The sequence below is a fragment of the Priestia endophytica DSM 13796 genome, from assembly GCF_900115845.1.
Lineage (GTDB): Bacteria > Bacillota > Bacilli > Bacillales > Bacillaceae_H > Bacillus_I > Bacillus_I endophytica.
Genome location: NZ_FOXX01000006.1, coordinates 205237 through 228223 on the forward strand (window position 1 = coordinate 205237; position 22987 = coordinate 228223).

Consider the following 22987-nt stretch of genomic DNA (forward strand, 5'->3'; position numbering starts at 1 on the left):
CTCAGTGACAAGGTGAATCATTATGCGCATAAAGAAAATTTTCAACAATAACGTTATTCTTTCAGAAAGTGAACATAATCAAGAAATAGTTGTAATGGGAAGAGGACTCGCTTTTCAAAAGAAAGCAGGAGACGAAGTTGAGGAAGAGAAGATTGAAAAAACATTCGTTATTCACTCAGAATCTACTGCTAACAAATTATCTGAACTTCTCAAAGATATTCCGTTTCTGCACTTAGAAGTATCAAATGACATTATTGAATTAGCTCAAAAAAAGCTATCATGTCAGCTTAATGAGACGGTATACCTTTCCTTAACAGATCATATTCATTTCGCACTAACCCGCTTTAAAGAAGGACTTATCATTAAGAATCCGCTTTTATGGGAAGTTAAGAAATTTTATAAAGATGAACATGCTGTTGCCCTTCTTGCTTTAAATTTGATTGAAGAGCGTACAGGCATCCGTTTACCAGAAGATGAAAGCGCATCAATTGCTCTTCACCTTTTCAATGCTCGTCAAGATTCATCGGGCATGGAAGAGACAATCGAAATGACAAATATTGTGAATAGTGTTGTGAATATTGTGAACTATCACTACGGTATTTCCTTTGATGAAGAGTCAATTAATTACAATCGTTTTATTACACACTTACGCTATTTTGCTTATCGAATGCTACGCGGGGAGCTTGAGCATGATGAAGAAGAAAATTCTCTCTATGAGCAAGTGAAAAATCAGTATCCTGCAGCAGATGAATGTACAAAAAAAGTACAGAAATATTTACAAAAAGAGTACGATGTTAAAATGACGAAAGATGAGTTATCATACTTTATTATTCACATTCATAGAGTTTCTAATCGAGAAAAAAATAAATAACTATACTCATTTAGGATTGTTACTGGTTAGCAGGCGAAACCTGAAGAGAACAGAGAAAAGACTATGCTCTTTTCGTGTTCCCTTCAGGTTTTTTACGTTAAAAAGGAGGAAAGAGTTATGGATAACAAGCAGCTTGGTAATGAAATTGTAGAACTAGTTGGTGGAGAAGGAAACATCATATCCCTTGTCCATTGTGCAACACGCCTTCGCTTTAAGCTTCGAAAGCATAGCGAAGCAAATAAAGATGCTTTAACGAATCACCCAGAAGTGATTACAGTTGTTGAAAAGGGCGGGCAATTTCAAGTTGTTGTTGGAAACCGCGTTGGAAAAGTATACAGCGAGATTATGAAAAACCATGCGATTAAAGGTGGGGATGAAGGAGCAGAAGGCGGCGGAGAAAAGGTTAGCGTTATCTCTCGCGTCTTTGAATATATTTCAGGCACGTTCTCGCCGCTTATTCCCGCTTTAGCAGGAGCGGGGATGATCAAAGCCCTCCTTGCCGTGTTAACTCTTTTAAACGTGTTGGATGCTAAAAGTACAACATATGCCGTTTTAAATGCTGCATCTGGAGGAGTGTTTTACTTTCTCCCAGTCTTTGTCGGTATTACAGCAGCACGGAAATTAAATGCAAATCCATTTGTAGGGGGAGCCATTGCAGCAGGACTTTTGGAACCCAATTTTACGGCTCTTATTGAACAGAGCGGAAATATAAACTTTTTAAATATTCCACTTCTTGCAATTGATTACTCTTCAACAGTTTTCCCGATGCTGATTGCGATTGCGATTTATGCGTTGCTTGAGAAAGTATTAAAAAAATACACGCCAGATACAATTCAACTATTCTTTGTACCAATGATCAGCTTGCTTATTATGGTTCCTTTGACAGCGCTTGCATTCGGTCCTTTTGCTGAATATGTAAGTGCCGGCATTGGATCAGGCATTGTCTTTATGCTAGATAAATCAGCAATTCTTACAGGGATTTTAATTGCTGCTGCTTGGCCAATCCTCGTTATTTTAGGGGTTCACTGGGGAATTACGCCAATTTCGATTGCAAACTTTTCACGTGGCGGAGATATGATTAACCCAATTACAGCAGCTGCAACATTTGCTCAAATGGGAATTGCACTTGGTATTTACCTTCGCGCTCGCAAAAACAAAAACTTGCAGTCCCTTTCATTTGCTGCCCTTTTATCAGGACTATTTGCAGGGGTAACAGAGCCAATTCTTTATGGAATTATCCTACGTTATAAAAAGCTTATTCCAATCTTACTTGTATCAGGCGGACTTGGAGGAGCCTTTATTGCAGTGTTCGATGTAAGAGTGTTTACGTTTGTATTTAACAGTATGTTCACAATTCCTGCTTATTCTCCAATGGTAGGATATGTGATTGGAATTAGTATTTCATTTGCAGCAGCAACGATTTTAACCTTTATTATTGGTGCTGAAGGCAAAAAGAAAGAAGTGGAAAAAGAAGAAGGAAAAGCAGAGGTAGCAGCAACTGCAGAACCTGCTGTGACTAACATGAAAAACAGCCAAAAGACTGAACTTTCTTCTCCATTAGTTGGAGAAATGATCCCATTAGAAAATGTAGAAGACCCTGTTTTTTCAAGCGGTGCAATGGGGAAAGGTGTAGCTGTTGAACCAACAGAAGGGGTTGTATATGCGCCTTTTGATGGAGAAGTATCTATTTTATTTCCAACGAAGCATGCAATTGGGTTAAAAAGTGAGGATGGGATTGAACTCCTAATTCACGTTGGGCTTGATACCGTACAGCTTGATGGTAAGCATTTCTCAGCATACGTTTCTCAAGGAGAGAAAGTGAAAAAGGGGACTAAACTTGTCACATTTGATATTGAAGGTATTCAAAAAGAAGGATACCGAACAACAACGCCTGTTATTGTAACAAATACAGATCAATATTTAGACGTTGTGCCATCAACATTTAAGCATGTGAATAGTAAAGAGCCTGTGTTTACCGTTATAAAATAATAAACCGAGAGGAAGATGAAATATGGCTACATTTAAACCAACATTTCCAAAAAACTTTTACTGGGGTGGAGCAACTGCTGCTAACCAAATCGAAGGAGCATTTGATAAAGATGGAAAGGGATTGTCAGCAGCAGACTTTGTAGAATATATTCCAAAAGAAGAGCGCACAAAAGATAATGCAATGGAAATCACCTCAGAACAAATTCGTAAAACACTTAGCGGTGAGAGTACAGGACGTTTTCCAAAACGTGAAGGAGTAGACTTCTATCATCGCTATAAAGAAGATATCGCGCTTCTTGCTGAAATGGGTTTTACAGCTTTTCGACTTTCTATTCATTGGTCAAGAATTTTTCCAAACGGCTATGATGAAGTGCCAAACGAAGCTGGTCTAGCTTTTTATGATCGTGTGTTTGATGAACTCGAAAAGCATAACATTGAGCCAATTGTAACGTTATCTCATTATGAGACACCATACGGCCTAACGGAGAAATATAACGGATGGGCAGGACGTGAAGTGATTGATCATTTTGTACGCTACGCGGAGACGGTCTTTACTCGTTACAAAGACAAAGTAAAGTTTTGGATTTCGTTTAATGAAATTAACGTAATTACATTAAGTCCATTTACAGGAGGAGGGATTGTGTCAGACCGTGAGGAAAATCCGGTACAAACGAAATATCAAGCCCTTCACCATCAGTTTGTAGCAAGTGCTCTTGCGACGAAAAGATTGCATGAAATCAATCCAGAAGGAAAAATGGGTTGCATGCTAGCAAGAATGAGTCACTATGCAAATACACCAAACCCTGAAGATGTCTTAAAAGCTCAAAAAGACAACCAAGATAACTTGTTCTTTACAGATGTTCATGCAAGAGGTGAATATCCGAAATATATGGAGCGTTTCTTCGTTGAAAATGATATTAAAATTATCAAAGAAACAGGAGACGATGAAATTATTAAACAGTATCCTGTTGACTATATTACAATTAGTTACTATATGTCCATGCTGTCATCCGCTGCTCCTGAGGGAGAGCGTACAGACGGAAATTTGATGAATTCTCTTAAAAACCCTTATTTAGAAGCATCTGATTGGGGCTGGCAAATTGACCCTGTTGGTTTGCGAATCGTGTTGAATGATATGTATGACCGCTATAGACTTCCAATCTTTATTGTTGAAAATGGCTTAGGTGCATATGACAAAGTAGAAGAAGACGGATCAATTCATGATACGTACCGTATTGATTACTTACGCAAGCATATTGAGCAAATGAAAGAAGCGATAGGAGATGGAGTTGAACTGCTTGGTTACACATCTTGGGGACCAATTGATTTAGTTTCGATGTCAACGAGTGAAATGTCTAAACGATATGGCTACGTTTACGTCGATAAAGATGATGATGGAAATGGTACGTTAGAAAGAAAGAGAAAAGATTCATTTTATTGGTATAAAAAAGTCATCGCAAGCAATGGAGAAGAACTATAAGAAACGAAAAAACCGGTATGAACTTACATGCCGGTTTTTTAATCTATAAATAAAGATCGTTTATTTTGTCTGTAATGGAGAAGAAGGGATTTTGGATGCTAAATCTATAGAGTGAAAAAAGAGAGTATTTTTGTGTGAAACGGGAACAGTGATAAGAGATGAATTTCTTTCTACACAATTTTTAGGAAATGTGAAAAGTTTGACTGCTGAACGAGAAAGAAGTTAAAATAAAAATAGAATGAATATTCATTCTTACTTAAGAGATGCTTGTTGAGAGGATGGACATCATGCAAAATAAGCGCGATAAGATTATGGATGCTGCACTCGAGCTTTTTGCAGAGCGAGGTTTTAACGCTACAACAGTTCCAACAATCGCTTTAAATGCTGAAGTAGGAGCAGGGACCATTTATCGTTATTTTGAGCATAAAGAAGCTCTTGTTAACGCTGTTTTTCAGCGGTGTGTAGAAAGCCTTTCACACCATTTACAAGAGAACTATCCGAGTGATTCCGGTATTAGAGAACAGTTTCGACACCTGTTTTTTAAAGTAGTTGGTTTTGCTCGAGATCATGTTTATGCTTTTTCATTTTTAGAAAGCCAAAGCAACGCGCACTATTTAGATTCAAAAAGCATTGACGTTTTCCAAGAAATGATGGATTTTTTCTATCAGTTTTTAGAGGAAGGAAAGAAAGTAAATGTTATTCGCTCTGTACCAACAGAAGCGCTGTTTGCGATTGTGTATGGCGCATATGTTGAGATAGCAAAACTTTTACGTAAAAAGATTCTTCCAGAGAGCGATCAGCTTATGAATAGCTTAGAAGCGTGTTGCTGGGATGCGGTGAGAGTGTAGAAATTCTACCGCTTTCTTATTAAGGATAAAAGAATGAACATTCATTCCGTTGGATTAATTTATGAAAATAGAATGATAGATACCTATATTTTTCGTCAGTCTATCTTATGAAACTATTGCACAAAAAAGAGGAGGCTTTTCTCATGGAAAAAGAACGTACTATTCCACAACCTAAAACTTATGGACCGTTAGGCAGCTTACCGCTTATGGATAAAGATAAGCCAATGCAAACATTTATGAAAATTGGTCAGGAACTAGGTCCTATTTTTCAATTTCAATTTCCACATGCTTTAGGAACATTTGTCTCGGGACATGATTTAGTTGCTGAAGTATGCGATGAAGAGAAGTTTCAAAAACAGCTAGGAGTTTCTCTTACAAGCGCTAGAGAGTTTGCAGGTGATGGACTTTTTACAAGTTATACAGAAGAGCCGAATTGGAAAAAAGCTCATAATATTTTATTACCAAGCTTTAGTCAACGCGCAATGAAAGGTTATCATCATATGATGCTTGATATTGCAACACAGCTTGTTGAAAAATGGGAACGTCTAAATAAAGAAGAAGAAATTGATGTGCCAGAAGATATGACTCGTCTAACATTAGATACAATTGGTCTTTGCGGATTTGGTTATCGTTTCAATAGCTTCTACCGAGAAGGAGCTCATCCATTTGTAGATAGTATGGTGAGAGCATTGGATGAATCAATGAATAAAATGAATCGTTTACCTCTTCAAGATAAGCTGATGGTGCGTAAAAAACGTCAATTTCAAGAAGATAAAATGTTCATGTTTGAACTCGCTGATGAGATTATTAAAGAGCGTAAAAAACAAGGAGAGGTAGATGGAGACGATCTTCTTGCCCATATGCTCAATGGAAAAGATCCTGAAACAGGAGAGAAACTAGATGATGAAAATATTCGCTATCAAATGATTACGTTTTTAATTGCGGGTCATGAAACAACGAGCGGTCTTTTATCATTTGCGATTTACTATCTCTTGAAAAATCCGCGCGTGCTCAAGAAAGCATACAAGGAAGTTGATGAAGTATTAACAGGAATTCCTACTTATGAAGATGTAAGAAAGCTAAAATACGTTCGAATGATTTTAAATGAAGCCCTAAGACTTTGGCCAACTGCTCCAGCCTTTTCTCTTTATGCTAAAGAGGATATTATGCTAGGGGGAAAATATCCAATAGAAAAGAACCAAAGCGTAAGCGTTCTTTTAGGAAATCTTCACCGAGACAAAAGAGTGTGGGGAGAAAATGTGGAAGAATTCCGACCAGAACGATTCCAAGATGAAAAGAAAATTCCACATCATGCATACAAACCATTTGGAAACGGTCAGCGTGCATGTATTGGTCAACAGTTTGCCCTGCATGAAGCAACGCTTGTGCTAGGAATGATCCTACAAAGATTTAATATTGTGGATCACAGAAACTACGAACTAAAAGTAAAAGAAACTTTAACATTAAAACCTGACAATTTTACAATTCAAGTAATTCCTCGCGAGCGAGAATATGAAGCTCTAAACGAGCATAAAAGCGAAAACAAAGCAGCTAAAAAAGTAGAGCAAGACGTTATTATTGAAGAGCATAATACACCGCTTCTTGTTCTTCATGGATCAAATTTAGGCACTGCTGAAGGAATTGCAAATGAACTTGCTGAGCTTGGCGAGAGATACGGTTTCTCAACAACTATTGCCTCTTTGAACAGCTATAGTGGCAAGCTACCAACATCAGGCGTTGTCTTAATTGTTTCAGCTTCCTATAATGGAAAAGCTCCAGATAATGCAACGGAGTTTGTGAACTGGTTAGAAACGTCAAAAAATGATTTATCAGGTGTTCACTATGCTGTGTTTGGATGTGGGGACAGAAACTGGGCAAGTACGTATCAACGCATACCAAGAGTCATTGATGAAAAAATGTCTGAGCTTGGTGCAGAACGGATTGTAGGCAGAGGAGAAGGAGATGCAAGCGGCGACTTTGAGCTTCATCTTGATGAGTGGAAAAATCAATTGACGAAAAAAGTGAAAGAAACATTTAACGTCGAAGAAACGAAAGAAGTAGCAGAGAAAAAAGGACTAAACGTGACATTTGTGAAAGAAAACGTTCAGCATCCACTTGTCAAAACGTATGAAGCACAAGAAGCAGAAGTTTTGTTAAATAAGGAGCTTCAGCGAGAAGAAAGTGGCAGAAGTACACGTCATATTGAAATCTCTTTACCAAATGGTGTTTCTTATAAGGAAGGAGATCACCTCGGTATTCTTCCGCAAAATAGTGCTAAGCTTGTTAATCGAGTATTGAAGCGCTACGGATTAGACGGCAGTGAGAGCATTATGTTAGAAGGGGATGCATATGGACTTCAACACTTACCGTTGAACAAACCTGTACGAGTGCGAGATGTTTTAACTTTTAATGTTGAATTGCAAGAACCTGTTTCAAGAAAAGCACTACAGGAGTTAGCGGAAGCAACCGTTTGTCCGCCGCATAAATATGAACTTGAAGCCCTTCTAGGAGAGCACTATAGTGAAAACGTGACGAATAAACGATTAACAATGCTGTCTCTTCTTGAAAAATATGAGGCTTGCGAATTGTCATTTGAGCGCTTTTTAACACTTTGCCCACCGTTAAAACCGCGTTATTATTCTATTTCAAGCTCACCGCTTAAGAGCAGTCAAAAAGCAAGTATTACAGTAAGTGTAGTAGAAGGAAAAGCATGGAGTGGAGATGGAATGTATCATGGTGTTGCTTCATCTTACCTTGCTCAATGTCAAGCAGGTGAAAACGTGATGATGTTTATCAATACACCTCAGTCTCGTTTTGAGCTTCCAGCTGACGAGAGTACACCACTTATTATGGTTGGACCAGGAACAGGTGTTGCACCGTTCAGAGGCTTTTTACAAGCCCGATCTGTGTTAAAAGAAGAAGGAAAAAAACTCGGAGAAGCTCATCTTTACTTTGGTTGCCGAAATGAAGCACATGATTTTATTTACAAAGATGAACTTGAAAAAGCAGAGAGTGACGGTATTGTAACATTGCACACGGCATTTTCAAGAATGGAAAGCTGTGACAAAACATACGTTCAACACTTATTAGAACAGGATGCAGCAGAAGTGATTTCTATTCTTGTTGAAAAAGAAGGAGCTCTTTACATTTGCGGAGATGGCAAAAGTATGGCTCCTGCCGTAGAAAGTACGTTAAAAAAGGCATATCAAGACATAGAACATAAAAGTGAAGAAGAAGCAGAGCGTTTTCTCCTCGATTTAGAAGAACAAGGACGTTTTGCAAAAGATGTTTGGGCAGGATAAATAGCAAAAGGAGCTAACTAAAGTTAGCTCCTTTTATTGTATATCTTGAATGCCTGATAAACGAATCGAAAAAATATTTTGCTTTTCATCTTTCAGAAATAGCGTTTGATCTAAGAGGTTAAGATTATGAACGCGCCCTTGACAAGTTTGCAGAAGCCCATCTTCATAATAGTTAATTGTAAGCAACCGGTTTTTTCGTAGCGCTTTTAAAATCATGACATTCTCCTTTGTTATTTATATTAAAATTTTTAGTGTTTTATATAATTTCCTTACTTTTATTATATACAAAAAAGGTAAGCGTTTTCAATAAAGTTATGAACAATTTGTGAATCATTGTGCAAAAGAAAAAAATTAGGGGATGGTATAGCGGGTAAACAGCTTAAAAACAAGCTCTCTTCGTGTGGATACACCTGTTTTAAGAAAGATAGATTTTAAATGATCCTGCACTGTATAAGGAGAAAGGAAGAGATCATTTGCTATTTCTTTGGTTGAAGAACCTTTAATTAAATAATCTAGGATATTACTTTCACGTTTTGATAAATGATAATACTTTTTATTAATGGTTAGAATATCTGTTGGAGAGGCTTGAGCAATATTTATGGCTATGTTGAAATCCTCTTTATCTTTTATTAAGAGAAAAGATGAAAGCGTTAAAAATCCGTACTTTTGAAGAGCAAGTAGCGTATGTGCTGACCCTTCCTCACTTCCTAGTGTCCGATAGCAGAGGGCTTGAATTGACTTTGGCAATTTGTCCCCCTCTAACGATTCAGAAGCTCTTAGAGCATCTAACATCTTTATCCCTGTTTTTGTATAAGATATCAGTTTAAGATCAGGAGAAAATAACAGCATTTTAGGTTGTAAAGGAACAGGTTCTAAAAATAAATGATAAAAAGTTTGAAGTCCACGACCAATCGAGGAAGAAAGGTTTTCAATAAGCTTTTTTTCTTCACTTTGAAAGTGTTCTTCTTTTTTGAATAACGTTAAGTACCCAAAACATTGATTTTTATATACCAAAACAGCACGGAGTTCGTCCTTGAATCCGGCGGGTTTTAAGATAGATGTGTATCTGTAACTTTTCTTAAGTTGTTCTTCTTTTTGTTCACTTAGCACAGCTGCTCGTCTTTCTTCATGAAAAAGTCTTGCATAGTGATTTACATCTTGTTGTAAATCTTCATTTTTAAAAATCTGATGATGAATACTTTCAATGTTATGCTCTGTAACAGCTCCTATAGAAAGTAATGCGTGGGGGTCTACTGCAGACAGGCAGTATGCTTGAAAAGAGAGTTCTTGCCGTAAAAGTGTAATAACACGTTGCCGGTATGTCCAAGATGTTGTACATGTTTTTTCTAAGCGATGTAAAGCTGTGTCAATTTCACGCCACTTTTTCATATCATTGCTCCTGATATTTTTATTTCCCCATGTTTCTGGGATCGTCTTTTTTTTATTCCTCTTTATAATTGAGAATAGTTATTAATTAATTTTATCGAAAAGAGTAGAGATTAGAAAGATTTTATAGGAGGAGAAAAGATGAAGGAAGTGAGCAATATGAATTGGCATAGTGATGAAGTGTATAATTACGAAGTGAAAATACCTTTAAAAATTCCAGGGTACGATGTACTTTATAAAATGATGAATCATCTTATGTCAGTATATGTCTCTTCAGAAAACAAGCATATTCATATGCTTATCGTTGGGGCTGGAGGAGGACAAGAACTGATAACTCTCGGGAATATAAATAAGGGATGGGCATTTACAGGAGTAGATCCTTCCATAAAAATGCTTCGTATCGCACAAAAGCGCACTAAGAAAGCAGGGATAAACGCCACTTTTATACATGGAGAGGTAGAAAGTATAACAGGGAAATTTACAGGTGCAACTTGCATGCTTGTGCTTCACTTTTTGAAGGAAGCAGAACAGGAGAAGTTGCTAAAAGAAATAAGTGAGCGATTAAAAAGTGGCGCTCCTCTTTTTGTAGCTTCTATTGTTGGTGAAAAGAGAAGAGAGTTTCGATGGCAAATGAAAGCTTGGAAAGAATACATGCTTTCAAACGGAATTCCTCTTGAAGAGTGGATTAACTTTGAAAAATCAATAGATCATACCATTCATCTTATTTCAAGTGCGAAAATGGAGCATCTTTTAAACAAATCAGGATTTACAAAAGTAACAAAGTTTTATAAAGGTTTTTTAGTAGAAGGATGGGTAGGGATAAAGGGATAAAAAGCATCTTAATGGTGCTTTTTTCCTGTTTTTCATAAAAAAAATCTATAAAAACTAAAAAGATTAAATTTTTTTTAGTCAAATACATTGATATAAGAAATATTTTTCCTTATAATTGATTTATAGATTGAAAGTGCTTTCAGCAAACAGTATTTTTTGAAAGCGCTCGCTATATACTAAAAATTTGAAATTCAGATGTGATATACAACAGGAAGGGGAATGAACCTTGGATTTCTATCTACTAATTATGACGCTAATATCTATTGCAATTGTGGTTGTTGGAGTTTCGGTGTTCAAATGGCATGCGTTCATTAGTTTGCTTGTAGCTAGTTTATTTCTGGCTATAACATCAGGACTCTCGTTGGATAAAATTGTAACCTCTTATGAAAGCGGTGTCGGCAGCGTACTTGGGCACCTAGTTGGAATTTTAGCACTTGGAACAATTTTAGGAAAAATGATGGCTGAATCAGGAGCCGGTATGAGAGTTGCTGACTTCTTCATTCGATCTTTCGGACGTAAGAAGCTTCCATGGGCAATGCTTATTTCAGGATTTGTTATTGGTATTCCGGTCTTTTTTGAAGTAGGAATTATTATCTTAATTCCACTTGTTATTTCGATTTATAAAACAACAAAGCAAAATATTCTATTGATTGCACTTCCAGTTATCGCAGGTCTTTCTATTGTGCACGGAATTGTACCTCCGCATCCTGGGGCAATGACAGCCATTGGGATTTATAACGCAAATCTTGGCAAAGTTTTAATTTATTCTCTTATTATTGCCATTCCAGCTGCAATTATTGCAGGGCCTGTTTTTGCAAAATGGGTTCATAAACGAGTAATTCCAGAAAAGGAGCCTGAGCTTATTCGTATTAATACATCATCAAGCAGTTTACCAAGCACAGGCGTTTCATTTTTCGTTATTTTACTTCCGATTCTTTTAATGGTTCTGTCTGTTTTAGCACCTACAATTGAAGTGTTACCAAAATTTGTTGTTCAGGCATTAGAGTTTATTGGTAATCCCCTTGTAGCTCTTTTACTTGCCTGTTTTGCTGCTTTCTATCTTTTAGGATTCCGCCAAGGCATGGATAAAAATATGGTGAAAAAGCTTACTGAAGATGCCGTACTGCCTGTTTGTTCTATCATTTTAATCGTTGGTGCTGGTGGAGGATTTAAACAAATTTTAATTGATAGCGGTGTCGGAGAGTCAATTGCTCAGATGGCTGAGCATCTATCCCTTTCACCAATTGTTCTTGCCTTTTTAGTAGCTGGTCTAATTCGTATTGCAACAGGTTCTGCAACTGTTGCCCTTACAACAGCAGCTGGTATTGTATCCCCTGTTGTGGCAAACATGACAGGCGTGAACTTAGAGCTTCTTGTTATTGCAACAGGCGCAGGTTCACTTATGTTCTCACACGTCAATGATGCTGGTTTCTGGCTTGTTAAAGAGTATCTAGGTTTAACTGTGAAAGAAACGTTTAAAACATGGACTGTGCTTGAAACACTTCTTTCCTTCATTGCTTTTGCTGGCGTGTTAATTTTCGATATCTTTGTATAAGAAATAAAAAAAGCGTTCTTCTCTTTGAGAAGAACGCTTTTTTTATTTTTTCCATTTATGGTTGATTTTAATTTATCATCTGTGTATATAGTATATATACAATGTTAACAAGGGAGCTCTCATGAGAATACTTATTTCAAATCATTCAAAAGAACCGATTTATGAACAAATTACAAAGCAAATTCGCGAGGCTATTATGACTCACGAGATTGCACAAGGAGAAAACTTGCCATCTATTCGTCAGCTTGCCAAAGATTTACGAGTGAGTGTTATTACAACAAAACGTGCTTACGAAGAATTAGAGAAAGAGGGGTTAATCTACTCTATCGTTGGAAAAGGGTCTTTTGTAGCAGAGCAAAATCCAGAGCTATTGCGAGAGAAAAAACTGCGTGCGATTGAAGAACATTTACTAGAAGCCATTGAAAACAGTAGAGGAACAGATATTACGCTAGCACAGTTAAAAGAAATACTTGAACTTCTTTATGAGGAGGAGAAATAGTGAAAAACGTCATTGAACTAAAAAATATCAACAAAACATACAAAGAATTTAAAATCGAAAATTTATCTCTTAATGTGAAGAGGGGATTTGTGACTGGATTTATTGGCGCAAATGGGGCGGGAAAATCAACGACGATTAAGCTAATTATGAACCTTATCAAGAGTGATTCTGGCTCTATCTCTGTATTTGGAAAAGATTATAAGAGTCATGAACGAGAAATTAAACAGAAGATTGGCTTTGTATTTGATGAAAACGTGTTTTATGAAAGGTGGAATTTAAAATAAATCAAACGGTTTATCTCAAAAGCTTATAAAAACTGGCATGATAAAACGTTTTATGAATATGTGGAACTGTTTGAACTTCCTTTAAACGTAAAAATTAAAAATTTTTCCAAAGGAATGAAGATGAAAGCATCTTTAGCACTCGCGCTTTCGCATAAAGCGGAACTTATTATTATGGACGAACCAACGTCTGGACTAGATCCTGTTGTTCGGAGAGAAATTCTCGATATTTTATATGATTTAATGCAAGACGAGCACAAAACGATTTTCTTTTCTTCACATATTACAACAGATTTAGATCGTATTGCCGATTACATAACGTTTATTCATAAAGGAAAGCTTATTTTTAGCGAGGACGTGCATTCTCTCGCTGAAAACTACGCTATTATCAAAGGGGAAACGAATCTTCTAGATCAAGACGTAGAAAAAGAGCTTGTTGGGGTGAGAAAAACGCATACTGGATTTGAAGGCTTAACATCTAACAGTCAAAAAGCGAGACTTCTTTTTGGGGACTCGGTATTATTTGAGCGTCCATCATTAGATGACATTATGTACTTTACAGGAAAGGGGTCTATTCATGGGTAATTTAATGTTGAAAGATTTATTTCTTAACCGTTATAGCATTTTATTATCTTTCGTTGTATTTGCATTGACACTTGCAAACGGATTTAATACAGTATACTGTTTTTTCTTTACGCTCTTATTTTTGATTGGAACATTTACTCAATATGATGGATTCAACAAAGTTGATCTGTTACTGAACGCTCTTCCTTACAGCCGAAAACAAATTGTTTCATCTCAATATATCGGTGTTCTTGTTTGTATTACTTCGATGCTCATTGTACTATCCGGTGCGCTATACGTCATCAATCTTCTTTTTGATCAATCCTTCTCTTTATTAAGTATAAAAAGCATCGGATTATTGTATGCTGTTGCATTATTAGACGCAGCCTTTTTCGTTCCGATCTCTTACATTATTCCACCCAAATATGCTCTTATTTCCTTTGGGATTTTTGGATTGCTCACAGGTATAATAATTGTACCTGCGATGCGTTTCTATGAAAACTACGTATTAAAGCTTATCGCAGATTACGGTTATAATCTCTACTACATTAGTGGAGGTATAGCGATTCTTCTTTTTCTCCTATCATGGTCCTTCACTATTCAAATTTATAAAAGAAAAGACGTTTAAAGCCTGCTTACAACAGGCTTTTTTTATATGACAAAAACACAAATTTAACCTCTGTACGAACCTCTTTAATATACGTTGGATATGAATAAACAAACGCTAATATTCCGAAAATAGAGATTGACACAAAATGGCCCTATTGAATATAATGAAGTTAATACATGAACATATGCTCATATAAGGCAGTTAAGTCTTTTGATCTTTATTCATAGGAAAATGTATTTTTATGGAGAAAGTAAGGTGAGGGCTAGTGGAAGATCGGAGAGAAAGAGTGAAGAGAGAACTTTTGTTAGAAGGTCTTGATTGTGCGAACTGTGCAATGAAAATCGAAAATGGAGTAAAGGCACTAGAAGGTATTGATCATTGTACAGTGAACTTTGCGACTAAAACGTTGACATTTGATGTAGAAATGAACGAAGAAGAGAAAGCGTTAGAAAGTGTTAAAAAGAAAGTACATTCCCTTGATTCACATATTAAAATTAAAGAAAAAGGTGTAGAGACGCACACCCTCTACTTGCATGGTCTTGATTGTGCACACTGCGCAGGGAAAATTGAGTCAGAAATGGGCAAGATTCCTGCTGTTCAGAAAGCAAGCGTTGATTTTGTTTCAAAAATGCTTCACATCACGCTCGTTTCTGAAGCTTCCTGGAATAGGGAAAAAGAAGAAGTTATTCAAAGAATTAATAAAATTGAATCTGGGATTACAGTTGAAGAGGAAGAAGATGCTTCAAAGGAAAAGGATAAGCATGGGCATTCTATATTATGGCGTTTAGGTGCAGGAGTTTTGCTAACAGGAATAGCGATGTTTGCTTCTTTACCGTTTCCTTTTGAATTTGCTCTATTTCTTATTGCCTATGCTATTGCTGGCGGGGACGTTGTGTATAGGGCAGTAAGAAACATTATTAGAGGGCGCATGTTTGATGAACATTTCTTAATGACAATTGCAACGATTGGGGCATTTCTGATTGGCGAGTATGCAGAGGGTGTTGCTGTTATGCTTTTTTATCAAACTGGTGAGTGGTTCCAGAGTTTAGCTGTTAATCGTTCTCGTAAATCAATCAGCGAAATGATGAACATTCGTCCTGATTATGCAAATCTTAAAGAAAGTGAAGGGATCAAGAAAGTCTCACCAGAAGATGTGAAACAAGGCGATATTATTGTTGTGAAACCTGGTGAAAAAATTCCTTTAGATGGAATGATCCTAAATGGAATTTCATCAGTGGATACTTCTGCTCTTACAGGCGAATCGCTTCCACGTGAAGTTGAGAAAGGGAGTGAAGTGCTGAGCGGATTCGTAAATAAACAAGGTTTATTAGAAATAAGGGTTACGAAAGAATACGGAGAATCAACGGTTTCAAAAATATTAGATCTTGTTCAAAATGCGAGCAGTCGAAAAGCGCCAACTGAAAATTTTATTACTAAATTTGCCCGCTATTATACCCCTATTGTTGTCATTATCGCTTTTCTTCTCGCTTTCTTGCCTCCACTCCTTTTCACAGGAGCAACGTTAGCTGACTGGACATATCGAGCACTTGTCTTTCTTGTTATCTCATGTCCATGTGCGCTTGTTGTTTCTATTCCACTAACGTTTTTTGGAGGAATTGGAGCAGCATCTAGACGAGGTATTCTTGTAAAAGGTGGAAACTATTTAGAGGCACTAAATGATGTGAGATATGTTGTGTTTGACAAAACAGGAACACTTACAGAAGGTGTATTTGAAGTTGTTCATGTACATGCTGAAAAAAACTTTACGAAAGAACAAGTTATATATTATGCGGCATATGCTGAGCAACATTCTAATCACCCAATTGCCGAATCAGTAAAAAAAGCATACAACGGTAAAGTGAATGAAGGGCTAATTACAAGCTATAGTGAAAAAGTCGGACATGGGATTGAAGCAGTTATAGATGAAGAGCGAGTTTTAGCTGGAAATGAAAAACTTATGAATTTGTATTCTATTTCCTATAGCAGAGCAAGTGAATATGGAACAATTATTTATGTTGCAGTAAATAATCACTATGCAGGCTATCTTGTTATTTCCGATAAAATAAAACAAGATGCTAAAGAAGCCCTAAAGGCTTTAAAAAGGCTTGGTATTAAAAAAACAATGATGCTTACAGGAGATCAAAAAAGCGTTGGAGAAAACGTTGGAAAGCAATTAGGGATTGATGAAGTATATGCTGAGCTTTTACCACAGAACAAAGTTGAAAAAGTAGAAGAGCTTGACAAGCTTAAAGAAAAAGCAGAAAAACTGATTTTTGTGGGTGATGGGCTTAATGATACGCCTGTTCTTGCTAGAGCTGATGTTGGAGTTGCAATGGGAGGGCTTGGATCTGATGCAGCGATTGAAGCAGCAGATATTGTTATTATGACAGATGAGCCTTCTAAAATTGCTGAAGCAATCTCTCTTGCTAAACGAACAAGAAAAATTGTATGGCAAAACATTACCTTTGCTCTTGGCGTTAAGGCGATTTTTCTTCTTCTTGGAGCGTTTGGTATTGCTACAATGTGGGAAGCTGTATTCTCAGATGTAGGTGTTACGCTTTTAGCTGTCTTAAATGCAATGCGAATTTTAAAAAGATAGAGAGAAAAGCCGAATTTTCGGCTTTTTTTCTTGAAAAGAAAAAGGAGAAAGAAAAGGGTTTCTGCTATACTAATGAAGAATACTAGTTTAGAAGAAACTGATAGGAACGAGGTGATGAATTGAAAAGTAACCAAAGCTTTCGTTTGAAAGTAGCTGCTCTTATTACAGGGGTGTTAGCAATTGGTATCGCTTTTTTTCTTTTATCAGCAAACAGCAATTCAACTAAAACAAGTACAACTTCTTCAGAGGATGAAATAGCTCATTCCTTTTCCTTGAACAACCAACCGTTGCTTGGTGACGAAGATGCACCTGTTACAGTTGTTGAATTTGGAGATTTTAAATGTCCAGCATGTAAAGCATGGGGAGAAGAGATTTTTCCAAAGCTTCAAAAAGAATATCTTGAAAAAGATAGCGTGAATTTTTCATATGTAAACGTGCTTTTCCACGGAGAAGAGTCTGAATTAAGCGCTCTAGGAGCTGAATCGATACTAAAGCGAGATCCTCATTCTTATTGGAGTTTTCATAAAGCTTTATTCAACGCCCAACCAACGCAAAATCATAATGAAAAATGGGTAACTGTTTCAAAGCTTACAGAGATTGCAGAAAATACAACAAATGTGGACCTTGCGCAGTTTAAACAAGATATCGAGGCAAAAAGTATGCTTTCGGATGTTGAAAGAGATATGTCTCTTGTGGAGGATTATCATGTTGTTTCAACTCCAACTGTAATGATTAATAACAAAGTTGTAGAAGATCCTTTCAACTATAGCGAAATTCAAAAAGCAATTGAGGAAGAACTAGAGGAGAGTACATCATGACTGAAAAAAACAATCGTTCCATCATCTTTCTATACGTTGCTTGGCTTGCTTCTATTATTGCAACGTTAGGAAGTTTATATTTTAGTGAAGTACGCGGATATGTGCCGTGTGAGATGTGCTGGTATCAGCGCATTGCTATGTATCCTTTAACAGTAACAATGGGGATTGCTGTTTTTAAAAGAGATCTGGCTGTCAAAAAATATGTTTTACCAGTCTCTATTATTGGCGGATTGATTTCTGTTTTTCATTATTTAGAACAAAAGGTACCAGGATTTGCGGCCATTAAACCATGTTCAATGGGGGTTCCTTGTAGCGGAGAGTATATTAACTGGTTAGGCTTTATTACAATTCCGTTCTTAGCCTTCGTTGCTTTTCTTATTATCACAATTTGCTTACTGTTTGTAAAAAAGGAAGACTAAAATGAGCACATTGGAAAAGATGCAGCCACTTGTGATTTTAAGCGCTATGATGATAGGATTCTTCCTTTCTAAAATAGCGCTTTTTACTACATATGCACCTCTCTTTCTTTTGCTTTTTCTATTTTTTATGATGCATGGCCTTTTTTTAGATGTTTCATTTAAAGAAACAAAAACAGCTTTATCACACAAAGGCTTTCTAATATCAGCTCTTATTCTTAATTTTATCGTAGGGCCTCTTGTGGCTTATGGAATTGGACGTATTTTTTTAGATGAGGAACCATTTATATTTCTCGGTTTTCTTATGCTTGTTGTTACACCGTGTACAGATTGGTATTTGCTTTTCACAAAGTTAGCAAAGGGCAATGTACCACTTGCAGCTTCGCTACTACCTGTAAATCTCCTTTTGCAAATTGCTTTCCTTCCCTTTTATCTTTATCTGTTTTCAGGTGTGAGAGGAACGTTTTCCATATCTATGCTTTTGGAAAGTATTTTTTATATGTTTTTGCTTCCTTCCCTTTTAGCAATCATCATAAAAAGGAGAAAGGGGAGGGTAGTACAAAAGTGGAGAGCATTTTTTACAAGCAACGGAATTTTATTTTTAAGTTTGGCTGTAATGATGATGTTTGCCTCAGAAGGAAGCTATCTTTCTCGTCATTTTTCGGTTTTATACGTGTTATTGCTTCCCCTTCTTGTTTTCTTTACAATCGCTTTTCTAGCTGTTTTTCTTATTAGTAAAGTATTAAGATTTAAAACATGTGATAGGGTAAGCCTTCATTTTATTACACTTGCAAGGAATTCACCACTTGCTCTTGCTATGGCTGCAACAGCCTTTGAAAATCAACCAGAAGTTTCTCTTGCACTAGTCCTAGGACCACTTATTGAGCTCCCGCTGCTAGCTTTTGTTGCTTATTTATTGTTGCACGGAAAGGAATATCACAGGTGATATTTCTTTCTTTGTAATTGACAAATGCAGGAATTCTTTCTATAATTTTATTGAACGCTGGTCAATAAAGGGGAGAAATGATGTCACCTCGAAAAGCTGTAAAACATGAGCTAACAAGAGAAATGATATTAAACGTAGCGCGAAAGCTATTTGCTACAGAGGGATATAGTCATGTATCAATGAGGAAGATTGCTAAAGAGCTAGACTATAGTCATGGAGCGCTTTATTATCACTTTCAAAACAAGGCAGCGCTTTTTTTAGCGCTTGTTAAAGAAGATTTTTCACTTTTAGATGAAAAGTTTCATGAAGTGATGAAAAGAAATGTAGACGATGATGAGAAACTTCAGTCTGTGCTTTTAACTTTCATTGAATTTGGACTCACATATCCAAATCACTATGAGGTTATGTTTCTTACAAAAGATAAAGAAGTAAAGTTTTATCAGCATAGTGGCCCAGAAGAAAGCTACAAAAGGTTTGCAGAGGCCCTTAGTACACTTTCTAAAACGAAGCTATCGCTAAGGGAAACATGGTCTATCTTCTTATCTCTTCATGGATTTGTAGCACACCACTCATACTGTGAACAGTCGTTTGAAGAAGTGAAGGATATGGCAAAAGCACACGTTATGTTTTTATTAAAAAAGATTTAAAAATAGATGAGGAGTTTCCTCATTTATTTTCTACTTTTAATTAACCAGTGGTCAAAAAATAAAAGGAAGTGATGGATATGAAGAAAGCTCTTGTTATAGGAGCAACAGGTGGAATGGGGAGTGCTCTTGTATATGAACTGATTGAAAGAGGAATCAAAGTTATTGCTTTTGCTCGAAATGAAAGAAAACTTCAACATTTTTTTGGAAAAGAAGAACTTGTTACAATTCAAACAGGTGATGTTTTTCATCATTTATCTTCCTCTGTTGCCGAAGCTGAAGTTATTTTCCATGCTGGAGCACTTCCATACGCCCAATGGCAAGAAAAACAGGAACCATTTATGGGATGTATCATAAAAGCAGCAAAAGAAAACAAAGCGAAGCTTGTGGTTGTTGACAATATCTATGCTTATGGAAGAAGTAAAGGAAAGAAAGTGAGAGAAAATGATGAGAAAATCCCTCATACAAAAAAGGGGAAGATTCGGCTTCGCTTAGAACGCTTGTTAGAAGAATCAAAAGTTCCTTATATTCTTGCTCATTTTCCCGATTTTTACGGCCCGCGAGCAGAGAATACCCAGATTGACTATTTGCTTCAAAGTATCATTAAAAATAAAAAAGCCATGTTTGTTGGAAATCAAAACATAAAAAGAGAATATATTTATACTCCAGACGGAGCAAAAGCTCTTGTAGAACTTGCTCTTTGTGGAGAAGCTTACGGAGAAACGTGGAATATTCCTGGCTATAGCGGAATTTCAGGATCCGAATTTCTTTCTTATATTAGAGAATACACAAATTATCAGAAACGAGTAGGAACAGCAACAAAAACAATGGTACGGCTTATTGGAATTTTTGATCGCAATATGAAGGAATTTATAGAAATGTTTTATTTAAATGAAGATCCTCTGTTTCTAGACGGAACGAAATATGAGCATAGAATTGGAAAAATTCCAAGAACTCCTTATAAGGAAGGAATAAAACAAACAATTGATTATATGAAGACAGAAAAGACGGGAAACGCTTCTTGAGCGTTTCTTTTTTTTACAAAATTTGAGGAAAGAAAAGCTATTCTTCTTTTTCCTACACTAATTATGTGTAAGTCACATATATATAAAGGTATACCCATTAAAACTATGATGATTGTTTAAGAACTTTTTCGTAACTTTCATATTTTTGCAATCGTTTTCATAAAAGGAGGAAAAAAGAGTGTTAAAAGCTTTGCAAGCATTTTTCTCTCTCGCACTTTGTCCACTGTTTGGTAGTCCTTCTGCATCAAGTGATTGTAGTTTTGAAACAAGAGAAATGTTTAAGGAAGGAGAGTACGGAGGAAAAAGCTACAAGCTTTACGTTCCAAGTACGTATGACAAAGAAAAAGCATCTCCTTTACTTGTTATGCTTCATGGCTGTACCCAGTGTGCAACGGACTTTGCGATTGGTACTGAGATGAATATGCTAGCGGAAGAACACAATTTTCTTGTCCTCTATCCAGAACAAGATGCTAAAAGTAATCCAAACAAGTGCTGGAATTGGTTTGAACCTCTTCATCAAGCGCGTGGTAGAGGAGAGCCTGCAGCAATTGCTGGAATGATTGAAGAAATAAAAGAAGCGTACACAATTGATAATCATAAAGTGTTTATTGCAGGAATGTCAGCTGGAGGAGCAATGAGTATTATTATGGCTGCAGCCTATCCGGAAGTTTTTTCAGGACTTGGAGTTGGAGCAGGATTAGAATATAAAGGAGCTACAAGCGTTTTTGATGCTTTAAATGTTATGAACAATGGAGGACCAAATCCGTTTGAACAAGGTTACTTAGCATATAAAGAAATGGGAGAAAGGGCAAGAGTTATTCCAACTATTGTTTTTCATGGAACCTCTGATACAACAGTTGCGCCAATTAACGGAGAGCAAGTTGTTTCACAATGGATCGTTACAAATGATCTAGTGGAAAGACATAATGCAGGATGGATTTGTCATGGAGTAAATGAAACAATAAAAGGAAAAGTGAGAAATGGAAAAGAATATACGCATGACTTGTATCGAAACAAACGAGGGGAATCTATCGTTGAGAAATATACGGTATTGAACATGGGGCATGCATGGTCAGGAGGAAATGACAATGGAAGCTTTACAGACTCTGAAGGACCTCATGCAAGTAAGATCATGTGGGATTTTTTTATTAGAGAAAATCGAAAAAATGGATATTCAAATCAAAAAAGCTCTTGAAGAAATCTTCTCAAGAGCTTTTTTCATGTTAAGCTTTTTTTTCTTTATTGTTTGTGACCCCTAATACATCAAGCAAAAATACAAATACAGGTATTCCGACAATTAATCCCCATACTCCGAAAAAGTGTTCTGAAAAAATGAGTACAATAAAGGTGAAAAAAACCGGAAGCTCTGTTTTTGCCGACATAAGTTTTGGATTTAGAAGATAGGCCTCAATAGCATGAATAATCATAATCATAATCAACAAGTATAGAATCATTGTAAATCCACCAATTGTATATCCAATGATGGAAAGTGGGATAAGCGAGAGGATAACCCCAGCAACAGGAATAAGACCGAGGAAGAAAATTAAAATCGCTAGCCCAAACAGCTGTGGGAAATCAAAAAACCAAAGGCCAATTGTTGTAAGAACACAGTTTACAAGAGCAATAATAAACTGAGCTTCAATGACTTTTCCAAATGTCCTAACGAATTTGCGGCCGAAGAAAGCAATCTCTGTATAAAAAGCAGACAGCTTGCTTTGCTGAAACTTTTTGCTGAACATGATAAGTCTTTGTTTTTCTAAGAGGAAGAACATGCTTAAAATTAAAGACAAAAAGATTTGGACACTTAGGATACTAAGGTCTGTTAAGTATTTGTATAAAAAATTAAATCCTTGTTCAATATAAGTATTTAAATTTACGCTATCAAACGTATTTGAGATAAAGGAGAAGAAAGGAATATCTTCTGGATTCAGATAAAACGACTTAATTTGTTTTACAAGCTCTTCAACTTGCGTTTTAATAACTGGATAAAATCTAAAGCCACCTACAATAAGTCCAGTGACAAGTAAAACATACAGAATAAGCACGATGAGCTTTTGGCTGATGGGTACCCATTTATGTACCCATTTTGTGACAAACGTTTGCACTCTATCCATTAAAAAAGTGAAAATAAATGTTAACAAAATAAAATTGATCATGCTTTTTAAAGCGAAAAGAGCAAGCGCTAAAATGAGGAAAATCAAGAAGCGTCTAAAACCGCGGTTTTCCCAGAGTTTTGCTAATCCAGTCATTGTTTACATCTCCCATAAAAAATATAGTGTACTCTTGTTTAACCCGCTATTATGGGAAACTACAGAAAATATTA

At 36.4% G+C, this 22987-nt stretch carries 19 protein-coding genes and 1 pseudogene; 17 read left to right on the forward strand and 3 right to left on the reverse strand.

Features of this window, described 5'->3' with window-relative positions; all coding sequences use genetic code 11:
- The first annotated feature begins 22 nt into the window (after nt 1-22).
- The 5 genes from licT (at nt 23) to BM012_RS13345 (ending at nt 8490) form a co-directional block, all read left to right on the forward strand.
- Nucleotides 23-871 (forward strand): BglG family transcription antiterminator LicT, encoded by an 849-nt coding sequence (gene licT, locus BM012_RS13325; RefSeq protein ID WP_061805422.1) that lies wholly within the window; start codon nt 23-25, stop codon nt 869-871.
- A 117-nt stretch (nt 872-988) separates the two neighbouring features.
- A complete protein-coding gene (locus tag BM012_RS13330) occupies nt 989-2860 on the forward strand; it encodes a beta-glucoside-specific PTS transporter subunit IIABC (RefSeq protein ID WP_061805423.1) in 1872 nt (623 codons plus the stop codon).
- Nucleotides 2861-2882: 22 nt separating this feature from the next.
- Complete coding sequence (locus BM012_RS13335; RefSeq protein ID WP_061805424.1) at nt 2883-4340, forward strand: glycoside hydrolase family 1 protein; 1458 nt, start codon at nt 2883-2885, stop codon at nt 4338-4340.
- Between the two features lie 287 nt (nt 4341-4627).
- A complete protein-coding gene (locus BM012_RS13340; RefSeq protein ID WP_082802626.1) occupies nt 4628-5188 on the forward strand; it encodes a TetR/AcrR family transcriptional regulator in 561 nt (186 codons plus the stop codon).
- Nucleotides 5189-5331: 143 nt separating this feature from the next.
- Nucleotides 5332-8490, forward strand: coding sequence for a bifunctional cytochrome P450/NADPH--P450 reductase (locus BM012_RS13345; protein WP_061805425.1), 3159 nt, complete (start codon nt 5332-5334; stop codon nt 8488-8490).
- A gap of 33 nt (nt 8491-8523) precedes the next feature.
- On the opposite strand, the gene BM012_RS13350 is transcribed toward BM012_RS13345, so the two are convergent.
- Nucleotides 8524-8706 carry a YolD-like family protein gene (locus BM012_RS13350; RefSeq protein WP_019392192.1) on the reverse strand — a complete coding sequence of 61 codons (183 nt, stop codon included), beginning with the start codon at nt 8704-8706 and terminating at the stop codon, nt 8524-8526.
- A gap of 135 nt (nt 8707-8841) precedes the next feature.
- The gene (locus tag BM012_RS13355) at nt 8842-9879 is read right to left on the reverse strand and encodes a helix-turn-helix transcriptional regulator (protein ID WP_061805426.1); all 1038 of its coding nucleotides are present in this window, start codon (nt 9877-9879) and stop codon (nt 8842-8844) included.
- 138 nt (nt 9880-10017) lie between these two features.
- Here BM012_RS13355 and BM012_RS13360 point away from each other — a divergent pair, with 138 nt between their 5' ends.
- From BM012_RS13360 to BM012_RS13415, 12 genes and pseudogenes are all read left to right on the forward strand, one after another.
- Complete coding sequence (locus BM012_RS13360) at nt 10018-10707, forward strand: class I SAM-dependent methyltransferase (protein WP_061805427.1); 690 nt, start codon at nt 10018-10020, stop codon at nt 10705-10707.
- A 226-nt stretch (nt 10708-10933) separates the two neighbouring features.
- Complete coding sequence (locus tag BM012_RS13365; protein WP_061805428.1) at nt 10934-12262, forward strand: GntT/GntP/DsdX family permease; 1329 nt, start codon at nt 10934-10936, stop codon at nt 12260-12262.
- A 121-nt stretch (nt 12263-12383) separates the two neighbouring features.
- Entirely contained in the window at nt 12384-12761 is a 378-nt protein-coding gene (locus BM012_RS13370; protein WP_061805429.1) for a GntR family transcriptional regulator, read from the forward strand.
- Nucleotides 12761-13627 (forward strand): annotated as a pseudogene (locus BM012_RS13375) (ABC transporter ATP-binding protein). The gene BM012_RS13370 and the pseudogene BM012_RS13375 overlap by 1 nt, the downstream one beginning before the upstream one ends.
- Nucleotides 13620-14234, forward strand: coding sequence for an ABC-2 transporter permease (locus tag BM012_RS13380; RefSeq protein ID WP_061805430.1), 615 nt, complete (start codon nt 13620-13622; stop codon nt 14232-14234). The pseudogene BM012_RS13375 and the gene BM012_RS13380 overlap by 8 nt, the downstream one beginning before the upstream one ends.
- 247 nt (nt 14235-14481) lie before the next feature.
- Nucleotides 14482-16815 carry a heavy metal translocating P-type ATPase gene (locus BM012_RS13385; RefSeq protein WP_082802628.1) on the forward strand — a complete coding sequence of 778 codons (2334 nt, stop codon included), beginning with the start codon at nt 14482-14484 and terminating at the stop codon, nt 16813-16815.
- A 119-nt stretch (nt 16816-16934) separates the two neighbouring features.
- Nucleotides 16935-17633: a thioredoxin domain-containing protein gene (locus BM012_RS13390; RefSeq protein WP_061805431.1), complete on the forward strand. Its 699-nt coding sequence runs from the start codon at nt 16935-16937 to the stop codon at nt 17631-17633.
- Nucleotides 17630-18052: a disulfide oxidoreductase gene (locus BM012_RS13395; RefSeq protein ID WP_061805432.1), complete on the forward strand. Its 423-nt coding sequence runs from the start codon at nt 17630-17632 to the stop codon at nt 18050-18052. Before BM012_RS13390 ends, BM012_RS13395 begins: the two co-directional genes overlap by 4 nt.
- A gap of 1 nt (nt 18053) precedes the next feature.
- Complete coding sequence (locus BM012_RS13400; RefSeq protein WP_061805433.1) at nt 18054-18995, forward strand: arsenic resistance protein; 942 nt, start codon at nt 18054-18056, stop codon at nt 18993-18995.
- An 80-nt stretch (nt 18996-19075) separates the two neighbouring features.
- A complete protein-coding gene (locus tag BM012_RS13405) occupies nt 19076-19642 on the forward strand; it encodes a TetR/AcrR family transcriptional regulator (protein WP_061805434.1) in 567 nt (188 codons plus the stop codon).
- Nucleotides 19643-19719: 77 nt separating this feature from the next.
- Nucleotides 19720-20664, forward strand: a complete 945-nt coding sequence (locus BM012_RS13410; protein ID WP_061805435.1) for an SDR family NAD(P)-dependent oxidoreductase — start codon at nt 19720-19722, stop codon at nt 20662-20664.
- Between the two features lie 178 nt (nt 20665-20842).
- Nucleotides 20843-21859 (forward strand): extracellular catalytic domain type 1 short-chain-length polyhydroxyalkanoate depolymerase, encoded by a 1017-nt coding sequence (locus tag BM012_RS13415; protein ID WP_082802629.1) that lies wholly within the window; start codon nt 20843-20845, stop codon nt 21857-21859.
- A gap of 28 nt (nt 21860-21887) precedes the next feature.
- Here the strand turns inward: BM012_RS13415 and BM012_RS13420 are convergent, their stop codons facing one another.
- Entirely contained in the window at nt 21888-22913 is a 1026-nt protein-coding gene (locus tag BM012_RS13420; protein WP_061805436.1) for an AI-2E family transporter, read from the reverse strand.
- Between the last annotated feature and the right edge of the window lie 74 nt (nt 22914-22987).

Excerpts from the sequence above, each read along its gene's own strand:
- licT (WP_061805422.1), top strand. The coding sequence starts at position 23 with ATGCGCATAAAGAAAATTTTCAACAATAACGTTATTCTTTCAGAAAGT.
- BM012_RS13330 (WP_061805423.1), top strand. The coding sequence starts at position 989 with ATGGATAACAAGCAGCTTGGTAATGAAATTGTAGAACTAGTTGGTGGA.
- BM012_RS13335 (WP_061805424.1), top strand. The coding sequence starts at position 2,883 with ATGGCTACATTTAAACCAACATTTCCAAAAAACTTTTACTGGGGTGGA.
- BM012_RS13340 (WP_082802626.1), top strand. The coding sequence starts at position 4,628 with ATGCAAAATAAGCGCGATAAGATTATGGATGCTGCACTCGAGCTTTTT.
- BM012_RS13345 (WP_061805425.1), top strand. The coding sequence starts at position 5,332 with ATGGAAAAAGAACGTACTATTCCACAACCTAAAACTTATGGACCGTTA.
- BM012_RS13350 (WP_019392192.1), bottom strand. The coding sequence starts at position 8,706 with ATGATTTTAAAAGCGCTACGAAAAAACCGGTTGCTTACAATTAACTAT.
- BM012_RS13355 (WP_061805426.1), bottom strand. The coding sequence starts at position 9,879 with ATGAAAAAGTGGCGTGAAATTGACACAGCTTTACATCGCTTAGAAAAA.
- BM012_RS13360 (WP_061805427.1), top strand. The coding sequence starts at position 10,018 with ATGAAGGAAGTGAGCAATATGAATTGGCATAGTGATGAAGTGTATAAT.
- BM012_RS13370 (WP_061805429.1), top strand. The coding sequence starts at position 12,384 with ATGAGAATACTTATTTCAAATCATTCAAAAGAACCGATTTATGAACAA.
- BM012_RS13380 (WP_061805430.1), top strand. The coding sequence starts at position 13,620 with ATGGGTAATTTAATGTTGAAAGATTTATTTCTTAACCGTTATAGCATT.
- BM012_RS13395 (WP_061805432.1), top strand. The coding sequence starts at position 17,630 with ATGACTGAAAAAAACAATCGTTCCATCATCTTTCTATACGTTGCTTGG.
- BM012_RS13400 (WP_061805433.1), top strand. The coding sequence starts at position 18,054 with ATGAGCACATTGGAAAAGATGCAGCCACTTGTGATTTTAAGCGCTATG.
- BM012_RS13405 (WP_061805434.1), top strand. The coding sequence starts at position 19,076 with ATGTCACCTCGAAAAGCTGTAAAACATGAGCTAACAAGAGAAATGATA.
- BM012_RS13410 (WP_061805435.1), top strand. The coding sequence starts at position 19,720 with ATGAAGAAAGCTCTTGTTATAGGAGCAACAGGTGGAATGGGGAGTGCT.
- BM012_RS13420 (WP_061805436.1), bottom strand. The coding sequence starts at position 22,913 with ATGACTGGATTAGCAAAACTCTGGGAAAACCGCGGTTTTAGACGCTTC.